This window comes from Massilia sp. YIM B02769, from assembly GCF_030411995.1.
GTDB lineage: Bacteria > Pseudomonadota > Gammaproteobacteria > Burkholderiales > Burkholderiaceae_D > Telluria.
Window position 1 is genome coordinate 290839 of record NZ_JASNRC010000006.1, and the last position, 13704, is coordinate 304542.

Consider the following 13704-nt stretch of genomic DNA (forward strand, 5'->3'; position numbering starts at 1 on the left):
GCGCAATATCGGCTTAATCGCCTTGGTAGACGGCGAGGTTGCCGCTGTAGTTGCCAAACTTGGTGTACTGGCCAATCCACGTGAGGCGGATCGCCCCGATCGGACCGTTACGCTGCTTGCCGATGATGATCTCGGCGGTTCCCTTGTCCGGCGAATCGGCGTTGTACACCTCGTCGCGGTACAGGAAGATGATGACGTCCGCATCCTGTTCGATAGCGCCGGATTCGCGCAAGTCGGACATGACGGGCCGTTTGTTCGGACGCTGTTCCAGCGAGCGGTTCAGCTGGGAGAGCGCGATGACCGGGCAATGCAGTTCTTTCGCCAGGCCCTTGAGCGAACGCGAAATCTCGGAAATCTCGGACGCGCGGTTGTCGCCCGGCTGGCTACCCTGCATCAGCTGCAGGTAGTCGACGATGATCAGGCCGAGCTTGCCACACTGGCGGGCCAGGCGGCGCGCGCGTGCGCGCATCTCGATCGGGTTCAGCGCCGGCGTCTCGTCGATGTAGAGCTGGGCGTCGTTCATCTTCTGGATCGCGTGCGTCAGGCGCGGCCAGTCCTCGTCGTTCAGGCGGCCGGTACGCAGGCGGTGCTGGTCGAGCTGGCCGACCGAACCCAGCATACGCATGGCCAGCTGGGCGCCGCCCATTTCCATCGAGAACACGGCGACCGGCAGCCCCGCTTCGATGGCGACGTTCTCGCCGATGTTCACCGAGAACGCGGTCTTGCCCATCGACGGACGGCCGGCGACGATGACCAGGTCGCCCGGCTGCAGGCCCGAGGTCATCTTGTCGAGGTCGATGAAGCCGGTCGGCACGCCGGTGATCTCGCCCTGGTTTTCGCGCGAATACAGTTCGTCGATGCGCTCGACCACTTGGGTCAGCAGCGGCTGCACCGCGGTCCAGCCCTGGGCGCCACGCGCGCCCTGCTCGGCGATCGCGAAGATCTTCGACTCGGCTTCGTCAAGCATCTGCTTGACTTCCTTGCCTTGCGGATTGAACGCGTTGCCGGAAATTTCGTCGGCGACGGTGATAAGTTTGCGCAGCACGCCGCGATCGCGCACGATCTCGGCATAACGGCGGATGTTGGCGGCCGATGGCGTGTTTTGCGCCATCGCGTTCAGGTATTGCAGGCCGCCCACGTCCTCGGCCTTGCCAAGCGAGACCATGGCCTCGTAGACGGTGATGACGTCGGCCGGCTTGCCGCTGTTGATCAGCCGGACCATCTGTTCGAAGATGATGCGGTGGTCGTAGCGATAAAAATCGTCCGCGTGCATGAAGTCGGCAATACGGTCCCACGCCGCGTTATCGCGCAGGAGGCCGCCGATGACGGACTGTTCTGCTTCGATGGAGTGCGGAGGGATGCGCAGCGATTCGATTTGCGGATCTGCGGGGGTATTCATGACGGGCATTATACCTGCTCCGGTCACACGGCTGAAATAATTGGCGACTTTTGGGTCATAAAAAAAGCCGGGCGAACCCGGCTTTTTCCAGAATACAACAGCCAAAAAACGGCTGAAGATCAGCTTGACTTAGGCAGCTTCGCCCACGACAGCGATGGTGATTTCCACGACGACGTCGGTGTGCAGGGCAACTGCAACCGGGTGTTCGCCGGTGGTCTTCAGCGGGCCGGTCGGCAGGCGCACTTGCGCCTTTTCGACGGCGAAGCCTTGCTTGGTCAGGGCTTCAGCGATGTCGAAGTTGGTGACCGAACCGAACAGACGGCCATCGACGCCGGCTTTTTGCGCGACGGTGATGGTCATGCCGCCCAGCTTTTCGCCTTGGGCTTGCGAAGCGGCCAGCTTTTCAGCAGCGGCTTTTTCCAGCTCGGCGCGCTTGACTTCGAACTCGGCCACAGCGGCCTGGGTTGCGCGGCGGGCCATCTTTTGCGGGATCAGGAAGTTACGTGCGTAACCGTCCTTGACCTTGACGACGTCGCCCAGGTTGCCGACGTTAACAACTTTTTCCAAAAGGATAACTTGCATATTTTTCTCCAGGGTGTTCTGAACTGACAGCCGCGATTAGGCGTTGTGCAGGTCGGTGTACGGCAGCAGCGCGAGGTAGCGTGCGCGCTTGATCGCGGTGTCGACCTGGCGCTGGTAGTGCGCCTTGGTACCGGTCAGGCGTGCTGGCATGATCTTGCCGTTTTCCTGGACGAAGTCCTTCAGGGTGTCGACGTCTTTGTAGTCAACTTGTTCAACGCCGGCGGCGGTGAAACGGCAGAACTTCTTACGCTTGAACAGCGGGTTCTGCTGTTTGCGCTTCAGTTTTTCCTTGGCTTTGTTTTTGTCGAACTTTTTACCGAATGCCATGTGAGGCTCCTGTATATCTAAAAGGTGGGCCGCTAAGGATTAAGCGGCGGCACTGAAATCAATGATGTGAAACACCAGGGCTTTGCTGTTGCGATTCTTTCGTGCCAAAAAACCCGTGAACTGGTGGGCGGCGCCCAACTCGGCGCTGGCGAAGCGGCCCGAGATTTCTCCCGCGGCGAACGCGGCGATCTCGAACTCCACCAGCCTTGCCACCCCTGCCTCGACCTGCTGCGAACTGTGCAGCAGGATTGCCGAAACGATCGGCACGCCGGCCGGGGTGTAGCGCAGTACGTCGCGTTCAGCGATGGTGGCGACGACTTGTAGCTGGTTCACTTCACTTCGGGCTCACGCCCGTTCACGAATCCTGGGGAAAGAATTTAGGCAGCGGCGGCCGGGGCAGCAGCCGGGGCTTCTGCGCGGTGGCTCTTGGCTGCGTCTTCGCGCTGGACCGACTTCATCATTGGCGATGGAGCGGTTTCAGCTTTCTTCATCTTCACGGTCAGGTGACGCAGCACGGCATCATTGAACTTGAATGCGGTTTCCAGCTCGACCAGGGTCTCGTTGTCGCACTCGATGTTCATGCAGATGTAGTGTGCCTTCGGCAGCTTCTGGATCTGGTAAGCCATCTGGCGACGGCCCCAGTCTTCCACGCGATGGATGTTACCGCCGCGCGCGGTGACGCTGGCCTTGTAACGCTCGATCATCGCCGGGACTTGCTCGCTTTGGTCCGGGTGGACGATAAAAACGATTTCATAATGACGCATGCAACACTCCTTGAGGACGTTTAAACAAATGCCCACCTCGGCGTCAAGACGAGTGTGGGAAGGGAAAGCCGGCAATTATAACGCGAAGCTGCCGGCATGGCAATCGCGGGGGCTTGTACCTCTTCTACGACAGCCGGGCAAGAGAAAAGTCGGATTTATTTGCATTTACCCTTGCATTATGCGAAGCACTGTACAAAAATACAGTCTGAATCGATAACCAGTGGTATACCCCATGCTCAAGCTCACTGCAAGGCAAGAACAGATCCTCAACCTGATCAAGGAAGCGATCGACAACACCGGCTTCCCGCCGACCCGCGCCGAGATCGCGAAGGAATTGGGCTTCAAGTCGGCCAACGCGGCCGAGGAGCACCTGCAAGCGCTGGCGCGCAAAGGCGCGATCGAGATCGTCTCGGGCACCTCGCGCGGCATCCGCCTGATCGGTGCGTCCGCCGAACCGGCCATGCCGGTCATCCCGGCCGCCCTGCTGATGCCGCTGCCGCTGGTCGGCCGTGTGGCGGCAGGCTCGCCCATCCTGGCCCAGGAACACGTGGAAGCCACCTACAACGTCGACCCGGCGATGTTCGCCGCCCGTCCCGACTTCCTGCTGAAGGTGCGCGGCTGGTCGATGCGCGACGCCGGCATCATGGACGGCGATTTCCTGGCCGTGAAAAAGGTCGACAGCGCCAAGAACGGCCAGATCGTCGTCGCGCGGCTGGGCGAAGACGTGACGGTCAAGCGCTACCGCAAGACCGGCGACATGATCGAGCTGCTGCCGGAAAATCCGGACTTCAAGGTGATCCAGGTGGCGCCGGGCGACGAGTTCGCGCTGGAGGGGCTGGCGGTTGGCTTGATGCGCAGCTGGCACTGAGTATGGAATGAGGAAGTACAAGGTGGGTTCAGGAACCCGCCCTACGTAAAACAAAGGCCGCTGATGCGGCCTTTGTGTTACTTGCGCTTGCGTTCGACCGACTCGTCCTTCGGCGCCTTGTTCATGATCGCATTGTGCTCGGCAATATACGCCTCGGTCGCGCCGCGCCATACGGCCACGTCCGCCAGCACCATCTTCGACGCCACCTTCGCTTCTTCCGACACGTTTTCCTGCACCTGGGCCAGGTGGGTCCTGGCCTTTTCCATCTCGGCCGCGTTCATCAGTTTCGCGATGTCCGCTGGAATCCGGCTCGTCAGCGGCGACGCCGCGTTCAGGTTCGTGACGAAACCGTTGTAGCACTCCTGCCACTTGTTGATCGCGTTGCTCACGCGGTCGATCTCGTCGGTCTGCTTCGAGATCGCCGGCACGCGCGGCGCCGGGCAGTAGAACTTGCCGGTCTTCAGGTCTTCGCCGTCGTACTTCGTCACCCAGTAATCGATGTCGGCACGGCGCGCGACGCGCTGCTGCATGATCACCAGCGAATCGGCGGCCACCTTGTTGCCCTTGGCCGCCGCCTTCGTGAACCACATCGTGGCCTTGGCCTCGTCGACCTCGCCCGCTTCGCCATACCAGTACATCTGACCCAGGTTCTGCTGGGCCTCGACGTTGCCGGCGTTCGCCAGCTTGGTGTACAGCTTCATCGCCTCGGGATATTTCTTTTGCTCGAACAAGGCCTTGGCATCGTCCAGCTCGCCCGCATGGGCCAGGCCGGCGAGCAGCAGGCCGGCAAGCAGCAGCGCAGTCTTTGTCATGTTGTCGCGTCTCGTCAGTATGAATTACGCGCTTAGCGCCGCGCGGAAGTCTTCCAGCAAATCATCGGTATCCTCGATGCCCACCGACACCCGGATCAGCGACTCGGCGATGCCCATGCTGGCGCGGCGCTCGGCGCCCATCTCGAAGAAGATCGTGTGCGCCACCGGAATCACCAGCGTGCGGGTGTCGCCCAGGTTACTCGCGGGGATGGCCAATGTAAGGCGGTTCAGGTAATCGAAGCAATCGATGCCGTCCTTCAGCTCGAAGCTCAGCAGCGAACCGCCGGCGCGGAACAGTTCCGTCGTCACGCCATGCTGCGGGTGCGATGCCAGGCCCGGGTAATGCACGGCCGCGACGCGCTCATCCGCTTCCAGCATGCGCGCCAGCGCCAGCGCGTTGCCCGTCGTGCGTTCCATGCGCAGCGCCAGGGTTTCCGCGCCGACCGCGATGTGGTGCGCCGCTTCCGGCCCGAGCGAGGCGCCGAAGTCGCGCAGGGCCTTCGCGCGCAGTTGCGCCATGCCCTGGTTGGCCGCCGGCTGCTTGCGGAAGTTGTCGGCGATGTTCGGGTAGGCGCTCCAGTCGAACAGGCCGGTATCGGTCAGCGCGCCGCCCAGCGCGATGCCGTGGCCGGCAATCGACTTGGTCAGCGAATTCACGACCAGGCCCGCGCCCACGTCCTTCGGACGGAAGAGATACGGCGTGGTCATGGTGTTGTCGACCACGTACAGGATGCCGCGTGCACGGCACAGTTCGCCGATGCGCTTGAGGTCGGCAACCTGGGTGCGCGGATTCGCGATCGTCTCGACGAACACGAAGCGGGTGTTCGGCTTGAGCGCCGCTTCCACGTTGGCAACGTCCGTCGCGTCGACGAAGGCGACGTCCACGCCCTGCCCTGCCACCGTCTGCCACAAACTGTTGGTGTTCCCGAACAGGAAGCTCGACGAGACGATGTGGTCGCCCGCCTTCAAGAGCGCCTGGAACAGCGCGCCGATGGCCGCCATGCCGGTGCCGAAGCACAGGGTGGCGACGCCGTCTTCCATTTTGCTCACCTTGTCTTCCAGCGCGGAGACCGTCGGGTTGCCCTGGCGGCCGTAGCGGAAGCCCGGCTCCTTGCCCTGGAACACCGAGGCAAGCTGGCGCGCATCGTTGTAGCCGAAGGCCACCGAGGTGTGCACCGGCTTGTGCAGCGACCCCTGCTCGATCGTCTTGCGGCGGTCGTTGTGGAGGATGGTGGTGGTGAAACCGTAGTTCTTTTTATCGCTCATGGTGCCCGGCCCTTACTCCGCAGCCACGGGCGGGTTCAGGTTCAGCTGGGTACGCACGGCATCCTCGGCCGGCGCCGGCTTGCCGCCGTTGTGGCGCGCCGATTCCAGGTTGTCCAGGTAGGCCGGGGTCACGTCGCCGGTCACGTACACGCCATCGAAGCAGGAGGCTTCGAAGTTGGTCAGCTCCGGGTTCACGTCCGAGATCGAGCGCTTCAGCGCATCGATGTCCTGGTAGACCAGGCGGTCGGCCGTGATTTCCTTGCACACTTCCTCGACGGTGCGGCCATAGGCGATCAGCTCGTCGCGGGTCGGCATGTCGATGCCGTACACGTTCGGGAACAGCACCGGCGGCGCGGCCGAGGCGAAGAACACCTTGCGGGCGCCGGCTTCGCGCGCCATCTGCACGATCTCGCGGCTGGTGGTGCCGCGCACGATCGAGTCGTCGACCAGCAGCACGTTCTTGCCCTTGAACTCGGAACCGATCGCGTTCAGCTTCTGGCGCACCGACTTCTTGCGCATGCCCTGCCCCGGCATGATGAAGGTACGGCCGATGTAGCGGTTCTTGATGAACCCTTCGCGGTATTCCACGCCCAGCTTCAGCGCCAGCTGGATCGCCGCCGGACGCGAGGAATCGGGAATCGGCATGACGACGTCGATTTCCTCGACTGGGATTTCCTTGCGAATCTTGTCGGCCAGGTATTCACCCATTTTCAGGCGGGTGGCGTACACCGAGGCGCCGTCGATCACCGAGTCCGGACGCGCCAGGTAGACGTATTCGAAGGCGCAGGGGTTCAGTGATGGATTTTCCGCGCACTGGCGTGCATGCAACTGGCCATCGTCGCCGATGAACACGGCTTCGCCCGGCGCGATGTCACGCACGAAGCGGAAACCGATGCCTTCCAGGGCCACCGATTCGCTCGCCACCATGTATTCGATGCCGTGCTCGCCCTCGTTCATGCCCAGGCACAGCGGACGGATGCCGTAGGGGTCGCGGAAGGCCAGCATGCCGTGGCCGGCGATCTGGGCGACGACCGCGTAGGCGCCGCGCACGCGCTTGTGCACGATGCCGACCGCCTTGAACAGCGCCTCGGCGTCGAGCGAATAACCGTTGGCCGCGACCTGGATCTCGTGCGCCAGCACATTCAGCAGCACTTCCGAGTCGGAATTCGTGTTGATGTGGCGGCGGTCGTTGCGGAACAGCGCGTCCTTCAGCTCGGCCTGGTTCGTCAGGTTGCCGTTGTGGGCCAGGGTGATGCCGAACGGTGCGTTCACGTAGAACGGCTGCGCTTCTTCCTCGCTCGACGAACCGGCGGTCGGGTAGCGGCAATGGCCGATGCCGGTATTGCCCTGCAGCGAACGCATGTTACGGGTACGGAACACGTCGCGCACCAGGCCGTTGGCCTTGTACATCGAGAACATGCTGCTGTGATTGGTTGCAATGCCCGCCGCATCCTGGCCGCGGTGCTGCAGCAGCAGCAATGCGTCGTACAAGAGCTGGTTGACGGGAGTTTGCGAGACGACGCCGACGATGCCACACATGGTGTGCTCCTAAGAACTGAATGCCGTTACAGAAAGATCAAAACTGAACATGCTGCGCCAGGGCAGCGGGAAGGAAAGGCTTGACGGTGCGCGCGCCGGTCTCGGCCAGGGGCGACAGCAGCGCGTCTTTCCAGAAAGCTTGTTGAGGGATGGAAGTCATCGAGCACAATATGACGGCGGCCAGCACGATTACAACACCGCGCGCCAGGCCGAACAGGCCGCCGAGGCCGCGGTCCGCCAGGCTCAGCCCGGCCGCCTCGATCAGCGATCCCAGCGCCAGCGACAGCAGGCCCATCAGGATACGCACGCCGAGGAACAGGGCGCCAAAGGCGACCATCAGGCGCACCGTCTCGCCGGGCAGCAGTTCCGGCAGCAGCGGCGCCAGTTGGGCGCCATAGGCATTTGCCACCACAAAGGCGACCACCCAGCCCAGCAGGGACAGGATTTCCTTCACCAGGCCGCGCATCGTACTGATGATGACGGAGGAAATCAGCACGAACAATACCAGATAATCGAAGATCGTCACGCCGCCCCGACTACGCTCAGACTGGGACCAGGAAGCCGCTGAAGCCTTGGCTGCTCAGCTTGGCACGGGCCTTTTCGGCTTCTTCGCGGCTGCCGAAGGGGCCGACCTGCACCCGGATCAGCTCGCCGGACTTGCGGGTATGGGCGCTGACACCGGCTGCGCGCAGGCGCGCCTGCAGTTCCGCCACCTTTTCCTGGCTCGCCAGGGCGGCCACCTGGACCACGAAGCGCTGGCTGGCTTCCGGCTTGTCGGCGGCGGGTTTTTCCGCCTTTTCCGCCGGCTTGCCTTCGAGCAGGGCCAGGGCACGGGCGGCCTCCTGGTCCTTGGCGCGCGGCTTGTCCTCGGTCTTTTTCGGTTCGGGCTTCTTCGGCTCGGGTTTCGGTTCCGGTTTCTTCGGTTCCGGTTTCGGCTCGGGCTTGTGCTCGACCGGCTTCGGTTCGGGTTTCTTGACTTCCGGCTTGTGCTCCGGCTTCGGCTCGGGCTTGCGCTCCGGCTCGGCGTACACCAGTTCCTTCGGATCGAACTTCGGCGCCTCGGCGGTCTTCACCGGCGGCGGCGTCACGGCGGGCCTGGCGGCGGGCACCGGCGCCGTGGCCGGGGCCGGCGTTGGCGACTCCACGATTTCCTCGTTCTGGTCGACGCTGTCGGCGGCCGGCACCGGGTTCGACGGCACCGGCAAGGCCGCGGCCTTGTCCTTCGACGGGATATCGATGGCGATGTCGCCTACCAGCGGACGCGGTTCGGAGTCGAGCAGCATCGGCAGGCCAACAGCGGCGGCCAGCGCCAGCGCGATCGCGCCTACCAGGCGGCGGCGCGCGCGTTTTTTCTCGGGAAGCATGGGGTCGCCACCGCTGCGGCTGCGGCGCGAGGCGCTGGCGGCTTCGCCCGCGTAGGCGGCTCGCTTGGCACGGGCGCGCTCGGCAAGATTGTCGTCATCGCGGGAAAAACGGCCACTGTCCTGGGCAGTGCTTTCTTGCTTGTTTTTACTAAAGATCGAGAACAAGCCCATGCGCTTTTAATCAGTGAAGAGAGTTTTTTCGGGCCGCCATCACGCCGGCGACGGTATAGAACGAGCCAAAGACCACAATTCTATCATTCTCCTCGGCACGGCTCACCGCATTTGCAAAGGCGGCCGCCGGATCGGCGAAGGTGGTGACCGAAAAGTCCGCTTCCCTGGCGCCGGCCGGCTTCAATGCGGCCACCTGCTGCGCCAGTTTCCCGCCCTTTGCCGAGCGTGGCGACGGCAGGTCGGCCAGGCACCAGTGGTCGATCAAACCGGCCATCGGCGCCAGCACGCCTTCGATGTCCTTGTCTTCCATGATGCCGAACACGGCATAGGTATAGCGATGGAAACCCATGTTGCCGAGGTTCTGGGCCAGAGTGGCCGAGGCGTGTGGGTTATGCGCCACATCGAGCACCGTGGTTGGGCGGCCCGGCAGCACCTGGAAGCGTCCCGGCAGCTCCACCAGGGCCAGGCCCGTGCGCACTTCCTGGGCGCCGGCCGGCAACTGCATGCGCAGCGCTTCCAGCGCGGCCAGCGCGGCCGAGGCGTTCAGCAGCTGGTTCGCGCCGCGCAGGGCCGGATACGCCAGCGAATTGCGGCGCATGCTGCGCCCGCCCCAGCTCCACTGCTGCTGGTCGCCCTGGTAATTGAAATCGCGGCCGATCAGCCACAAATCGGCGCCGATGTCCTCGGCATGCTTGATCAGGGTGGCGGGCGGCACCGGGTCGCTGCAGATCGCGGTCTTGCCGGCGCGGAAGATGCCGGCCTTCTCGAAGCCGATGGCGTCGCGCGTGTCGCCCAGGTAATCGGCGTGGTCGATGTCGATGCTGGTGACGATGGACACGTCGGCGTCGATCACGTTCACCGCATCCAGGCGCCCGCCCAGGCCCACTTCCAGGATCGCCACGTCGACGCCGGCCTTCGAGATCAGGTGCATGATGGCCAGGGTCGTGAACTCGAAATAGGTCAGCGAGATGTCGCCGCGCTGGGCCTCGACGTAATCGAAGGCTTCGACGATGGCTTCGTCGCCCGCCATTTCGCCGTTGATGCGGGCGCGCTCGTTGAAGTCGAGGAAGTGCGGCTTGATGTAGAGGCCGGTGCGGTAGCCGGCGTGCAGCAGGACGGACTCGAGCATGGCGCAGGTCGAACCCTTGCCGTTGGTGCCGGCCACCATGATCACCGGGCATTCAAAGGCCAGGCCCATGCGCTCCTTGACGGCGCGCACGCGGTCCAGGCCCATGTCGATATAGGTTTCGGCGTGGCGCGACTCGATCAGCGCCAGCCACGCGGGCAAGGTGGTGGGGAGGTTGTGCATGGTGCTCTTGTATGGATAAACGGCCGGCGGCCCGCTAGGCGGACGGCCGGCCGTCAATCATGGTTCGATCTCGCGCCGGGTTGACTCGACGGCTTACTCGGCGACGACTTCGGCAGCCTGGTTTTGCAGCAGGGCCAGCAGACGGGCGATTTCTTCGCGCATCTTGCGGCGGTCGACGATCATGTCGACGGCGCCCTTTTGCACCAGGAACTCGGCGCGCTGGAAGCCTTCCGGCAGCTTTTCGCGCACGGTGTTTTCGATCACGCGTGGACCGGCGAAGCCGATCAGGGCCTTCGGCTCGGCAATCACCACGTCGCCCATGAAGGCGAAGGAGGCCGAGACGCCGCCCATGGTCGGGTCGGTCAGCACGCTAATGAATGGCAACTTCTTTTCCGACAGCTTGGTCAGCATGGCCGTGGTCTTGGCCATCTGCAGCAGCGACAGCAGGCCTTCCTGCATGCGGGCGCCGCCGGTGGCGGTGATGCAGATGAACGGCACTTTCTGTTCCAGCGCGATTTGGGCGCCGCGGGCGAAGCGTTCGCCGACGACCGAACCCATCGAGCCGCCCATGAATTCGAATTCGAAGCAGGCCACGACCACCGGCAGGCTCATGATCGAGCCGCCCTGGACGATCAGCGCATCGGTTTCGCCGGTGGCGTCCATCGCCGCCTTCAGGCGGTCCGGGTACTTCTTGCTGTCCTTGAACTTCAGGGTGTCGACCGGCAGCGCTTCCTGGCCGATTTCATAGCGGCCGCCTTCGTCGAGCAGCGCATCGAGGCGCTCGCGCGCACGGATGCGCATGTGGTGGTCGCACTTCGGGCAGACGTGCAGGTTCGATTCCAGGTCGGCGCGGTACAGGACCGCTTCGCACGACGGGCATTTGACCCACAGGCCTTCCGGCATGGTCTTGCGATTGGCGGCATCGGAGCGCTGGATGCGTGGGGGCAGCAGTTTTTCCAACCAACTCATGTTCTCTCCTTTGCGACGATTCTTAAGTTGGCGCGTAGTGTAGCCGCTAGCGCCGGGCTTGTCGACCGCTTGGCTTTCTGACAATCAAACGTCAGACATGATCCTTTGCGACTTCGACGGTGGTGAACTCGAAGCCGCCGACGCGGGCCGCCACCACGTTATACACCCATGCACCGACCAGCGTGAACACGAATCCCATCAGGGTGTAGAGCACTGGCATCAGGATCAGCATCGCAACCGAGACGCCGGCGCCCTGCCCCATCAGTGCCGGGATGATCATCAGCAGCGTGAACGGAATCGAAAGGACCAGATACAGTGCCGCCATCACCTTGGCGTTTTGCAGGATGGAGACGCTGACGACTTGCTTTTTCATGGGATGCCCTGTCCGTACGAGGTTGAGTTGCATTAATGTAACGTACACGCCGGCAAATGGACAAGACAATCAATGTCTGTGCTTTGTCTTCGACGCTTGATGACAAAATCTGTTCCCGGGACAGACACAGCCGGGAATTTGCCGCGCGGATCAAAGTCGAACAGCTGACATCCCTGCAAGCCACGGCGCCGGCATCCGGCGACAAAGCGAGAACAAGATGAACAGCTTCAGCCGCTTGCCATCCGTCTCCGTATTCGCGTGTACGCTGCTGGCGCTGGCGGGCTGCCAGACCCTGCGCGGAGGCGGCGCGCCCGAACCGTCGTTCGACCTCGAGACCGACCTGCGTGCGCTGGATGAGGAATTCCGCACGACCACCAGCATCAAGGACTACTACGCCATCAGCGATGCCGACCAGAAGGTGGCTGCACGCAACCGCTTCGTCATGGGCCGCATCGTCCAGATCGACCTGCGCTACATCGACTTCATCCGCAGCATGACCAACGACCGCCAGCAGCTCGATGCGGCAACCGACCTGGCCACCTTCACGATCAATGTCGCCGGTACTTTGGCAGGCGGCGTGCGCTCGGGGAAAAACCTGGCGGCCGCGGCGGCTGTCATCGGCGGCACCAAGGAAACGATCGTCAAGGATTTCTACTACGAAAAAAGCATGGATGCCCTGGTGGGCACGATGAATGCCCAGCGCAAGGAAGTGCTGGTGTCGATCCTGGCCGGCTTGAAGGCGGGCTCGATTGAACAATATCCCTTCGAGCTGGCCCTGACCCAGCTGCACGAGTACTACATGGCCGGCACCCTCAACGGGGCGCTGCGCTTCATCAACACGACATCGGCGGAGAAGGAAAAGGCAAGCGAAGCGCGGATACAGGATCTGGCGATCCTGCCGCTGTCGAGTGAAACCATTGTCCAGTCCGCGCAAGCCATTACCGATGCCATTGGCCAGATGGACGAGGCCGACGCGAATGCCCTGGCGAAGCCGTTGGGCGCCGCACCGCTGGCAGGCGCCGGTATCGAAGAAAAGCGTGACGCCCTGCTGGGCAGGCTGCGTGCGATCGTTCGCGACGGCAGCAAGCCGCTTCCCGTCCGCGAAGCCGAACTGGCAGCTATCCTGGAGGCCATCAAGCGGCAGGTGGCGAACAAGAATCTACCGTAGCGGGAGATGGACATGCGAACATTCGACGTCGGGATTCCGTGCGAGCGCAGTCTCGAACAGATTGAAACGACTATCGCCACCGAGGAAGCGATGCGGGCGCGCTTCCTTGGCAACCGGGTACACAGACAAGGACGGGAGGCAACGAATGTCGCCACCTTCGAGGAGCGCAGCTTCGGTCCACGCCTGCCGCGCCTGAAACTCACTGTGAAAGCAGCCGCGCTCGGCGATCCGAAACCGGAATGGGAAGGCGAGATGTGCGTTGAGAACAATGTCGTTCACGTACGGGCGTTCCGCGGAAAATAGCGCGGGCGCCGGCCACCCGAGATACACAGCAGGCGGCAACCGCATGGATTCGGCCGCCGCCACGGCGGTCGGAGCGGTGCTACCCTGCCTTGACTTCGGCGGTCGTGAATTCGAAGCCGCCGACGCGCGCTGCTACCACGTTGTACAACCAGCCACCGATCAAGGTGCCGAGAGCAGCCACGCCCGCATACACGACCGGCGTTGCCACCAGCACCACCAGGGCCTGGCCGGCTTGCCCCGATATGGCAAGAATGGCGGCAAGCACCAGCACGATCGGCAACGAGATCACCACGTAGAGCGCAGCTGCCATCTTGGCATTCTGGCCCAGCGAAACAGACGTGATTTGCTTCTTCATCGGACAACTCCAAATGTTGAGGTAGGGAAACTAAACCTTACCTCAACCGGCATGCCGATCCATGCAAACAGCGCGTGAGGGCGCTTGAGGGACCACAAAAGACGCGCTCAGGATACGCGTGCAGGAGCAGCGCGT

At 63.1% G+C, this 13704-nt stretch carries 17 protein-coding genes; 3 read left to right on the plus strand and 14 right to left on the minus strand.

Annotated elements, in window-relative coordinates; genetic code table 11:
- Positions 1 to 13: 13 nt before the first annotated feature.
- From QPK31_RS12010 to rpsF, 5 genes are all read right to left on the minus strand, one after another.
- Positions 14 to 1399: a replicative DNA helicase gene (locus QPK31_RS12010; RefSeq protein ID WP_290423167.1), complete on the minus strand. Its 1386-nt coding sequence runs from the start codon at positions 1397 to 1399 to the stop codon at positions 14 to 16.
- A 129-nt stretch (positions 1400 to 1528) separates the two neighbouring features.
- Positions 1529 to 1981 (minus strand): 50S ribosomal protein L9, encoded by a 453-nt coding sequence (rplI, locus tag QPK31_RS12015; RefSeq protein ID WP_229438930.1) that lies wholly within the window; start codon positions 1979 to 1981, stop codon positions 1529 to 1531.
- A gap of 36 nt (positions 1982 to 2017) precedes the next feature.
- Positions 2018 to 2308: a 30S ribosomal protein S18 gene (rpsR, locus tag QPK31_RS12020; RefSeq protein ID WP_036249492.1), complete on the minus strand. Its 291-nt coding sequence runs from the start codon at positions 2306 to 2308 to the stop codon at positions 2018 to 2020.
- A gap of 39 nt (positions 2309 to 2347) precedes the next feature.
- Positions 2348 to 2641 (minus strand): primosomal replication protein N, encoded by a 294-nt coding sequence (priB, locus tag QPK31_RS12025; RefSeq protein ID WP_290423168.1) that lies wholly within the window; start codon positions 2639 to 2641, stop codon positions 2348 to 2350.
- Positions 2642 to 2685: 44 nt separating this feature from the next.
- The gene (rpsF, locus tag QPK31_RS12030) at positions 2686 to 3072 is read right to left on the minus strand and encodes a 30S ribosomal protein S6 (protein ID WP_290423169.1); all 387 of its coding nucleotides are present in this window, start codon (positions 3070 to 3072) and stop codon (positions 2686 to 2688) included.
- A 232-nt stretch (positions 3073 to 3304) separates the two neighbouring features.
- Here rpsF and lexA point away from each other — a divergent pair, with 232 nt between their 5' ends.
- On the plus strand, positions 3305 to 3940 hold the full coding sequence (gene lexA / locus QPK31_RS12035) for a transcriptional repressor LexA (protein ID WP_290423170.1): 636 nt from the start codon (positions 3305 to 3307) through the stop codon (positions 3938 to 3940).
- Positions 3941 to 4017: 77 nt separating this feature from the next.
- Here the strand turns inward: lexA and QPK31_RS12040 are convergent, their stop codons facing one another.
- The 8 genes from QPK31_RS12040 to QPK31_RS12075 form a co-directional block, all read right to left on the minus strand.
- Positions 4018 to 4752 (minus strand): tetratricopeptide repeat protein, encoded by a 735-nt coding sequence (locus QPK31_RS12040; protein WP_290423171.1) that lies wholly within the window; start codon positions 4750 to 4752, stop codon positions 4018 to 4020.
- A 24-nt stretch (positions 4753 to 4776) separates the two neighbouring features.
- Entirely contained in the window at positions 4777 to 6018 is a 1242-nt protein-coding gene (locus QPK31_RS12045; RefSeq protein WP_290423172.1) for a cystathionine gamma-synthase family protein, read from the minus strand.
- Positions 6019 to 6030: 12 nt separating this feature from the next.
- On the minus strand, positions 6031 to 7557 hold the full coding sequence (gene purF / locus QPK31_RS12050) for an amidophosphoribosyltransferase (RefSeq protein WP_229438924.1): 1527 nt from the start codon (positions 7555 to 7557) through the stop codon (positions 6031 to 6033).
- A 37-nt stretch (positions 7558 to 7594) separates the two neighbouring features.
- Positions 7595 to 8083, minus strand: coding sequence for a CvpA family protein (locus tag QPK31_RS12055; protein WP_290423173.1), 489 nt, complete (start codon positions 8081 to 8083; stop codon positions 7595 to 7597).
- A 16-nt stretch (positions 8084 to 8099) separates the two neighbouring features.
- A complete protein-coding gene (locus QPK31_RS12060) occupies positions 8100 to 9092 on the minus strand; it encodes an SPOR domain-containing protein (protein ID WP_290423174.1) in 993 nt (330 codons plus the stop codon).
- Positions 9093 to 9102: 10 nt separating this feature from the next.
- On the minus strand, positions 9103 to 10401 hold the full coding sequence (folC, locus tag QPK31_RS12065) for a bifunctional tetrahydrofolate synthase/dihydrofolate synthase (protein ID WP_290423175.1): 1299 nt from the start codon (positions 10399 to 10401) through the stop codon (positions 9103 to 9105).
- A 93-nt stretch (positions 10402 to 10494) separates the two neighbouring features.
- A complete protein-coding gene (accD, locus tag QPK31_RS12070; RefSeq protein WP_290423176.1) occupies positions 10495 to 11370 on the minus strand; it encodes an acetyl-CoA carboxylase, carboxyltransferase subunit beta in 876 nt (291 codons plus the stop codon).
- Between the two features lie 91 nt (positions 11371 to 11461).
- The gene (locus tag QPK31_RS12075) at positions 11462 to 11743 is read right to left on the minus strand and encodes a hypothetical protein (protein WP_290423177.1); all 282 of its coding nucleotides are present in this window, start codon (positions 11741 to 11743) and stop codon (positions 11462 to 11464) included.
- Positions 11744 to 11960: 217 nt separating this feature from the next.
- Here QPK31_RS12075 and QPK31_RS12080 point away from each other — a divergent pair, with 217 nt between their 5' ends.
- Together QPK31_RS12080 and QPK31_RS12085 are read left to right on the plus strand one after the other, a co-directional pair.
- Complete coding sequence (locus QPK31_RS12080; protein WP_290423178.1) at positions 11961 to 12911, plus strand: hypothetical protein; 951 nt, start codon at positions 11961 to 11963, stop codon at positions 12909 to 12911.
- Between the two features lie 12 nt (positions 12912 to 12923).
- Entirely contained in the window at positions 12924 to 13214 is a 291-nt protein-coding gene (locus QPK31_RS12085; RefSeq protein ID WP_290423179.1) for a hypothetical protein, read from the plus strand.
- Positions 13215 to 13293: 79 nt separating this feature from the next.
- Here the strand turns inward: QPK31_RS12085 and QPK31_RS12090 are convergent, their stop codons facing one another.
- Positions 13294 to 13569: a hypothetical protein gene (locus tag QPK31_RS12090; protein WP_290423180.1), complete on the minus strand. Its 276-nt coding sequence runs from the start codon at positions 13567 to 13569 to the stop codon at positions 13294 to 13296.
- Between the last annotated feature and the right edge of the window lie 135 nt (positions 13570 to 13704).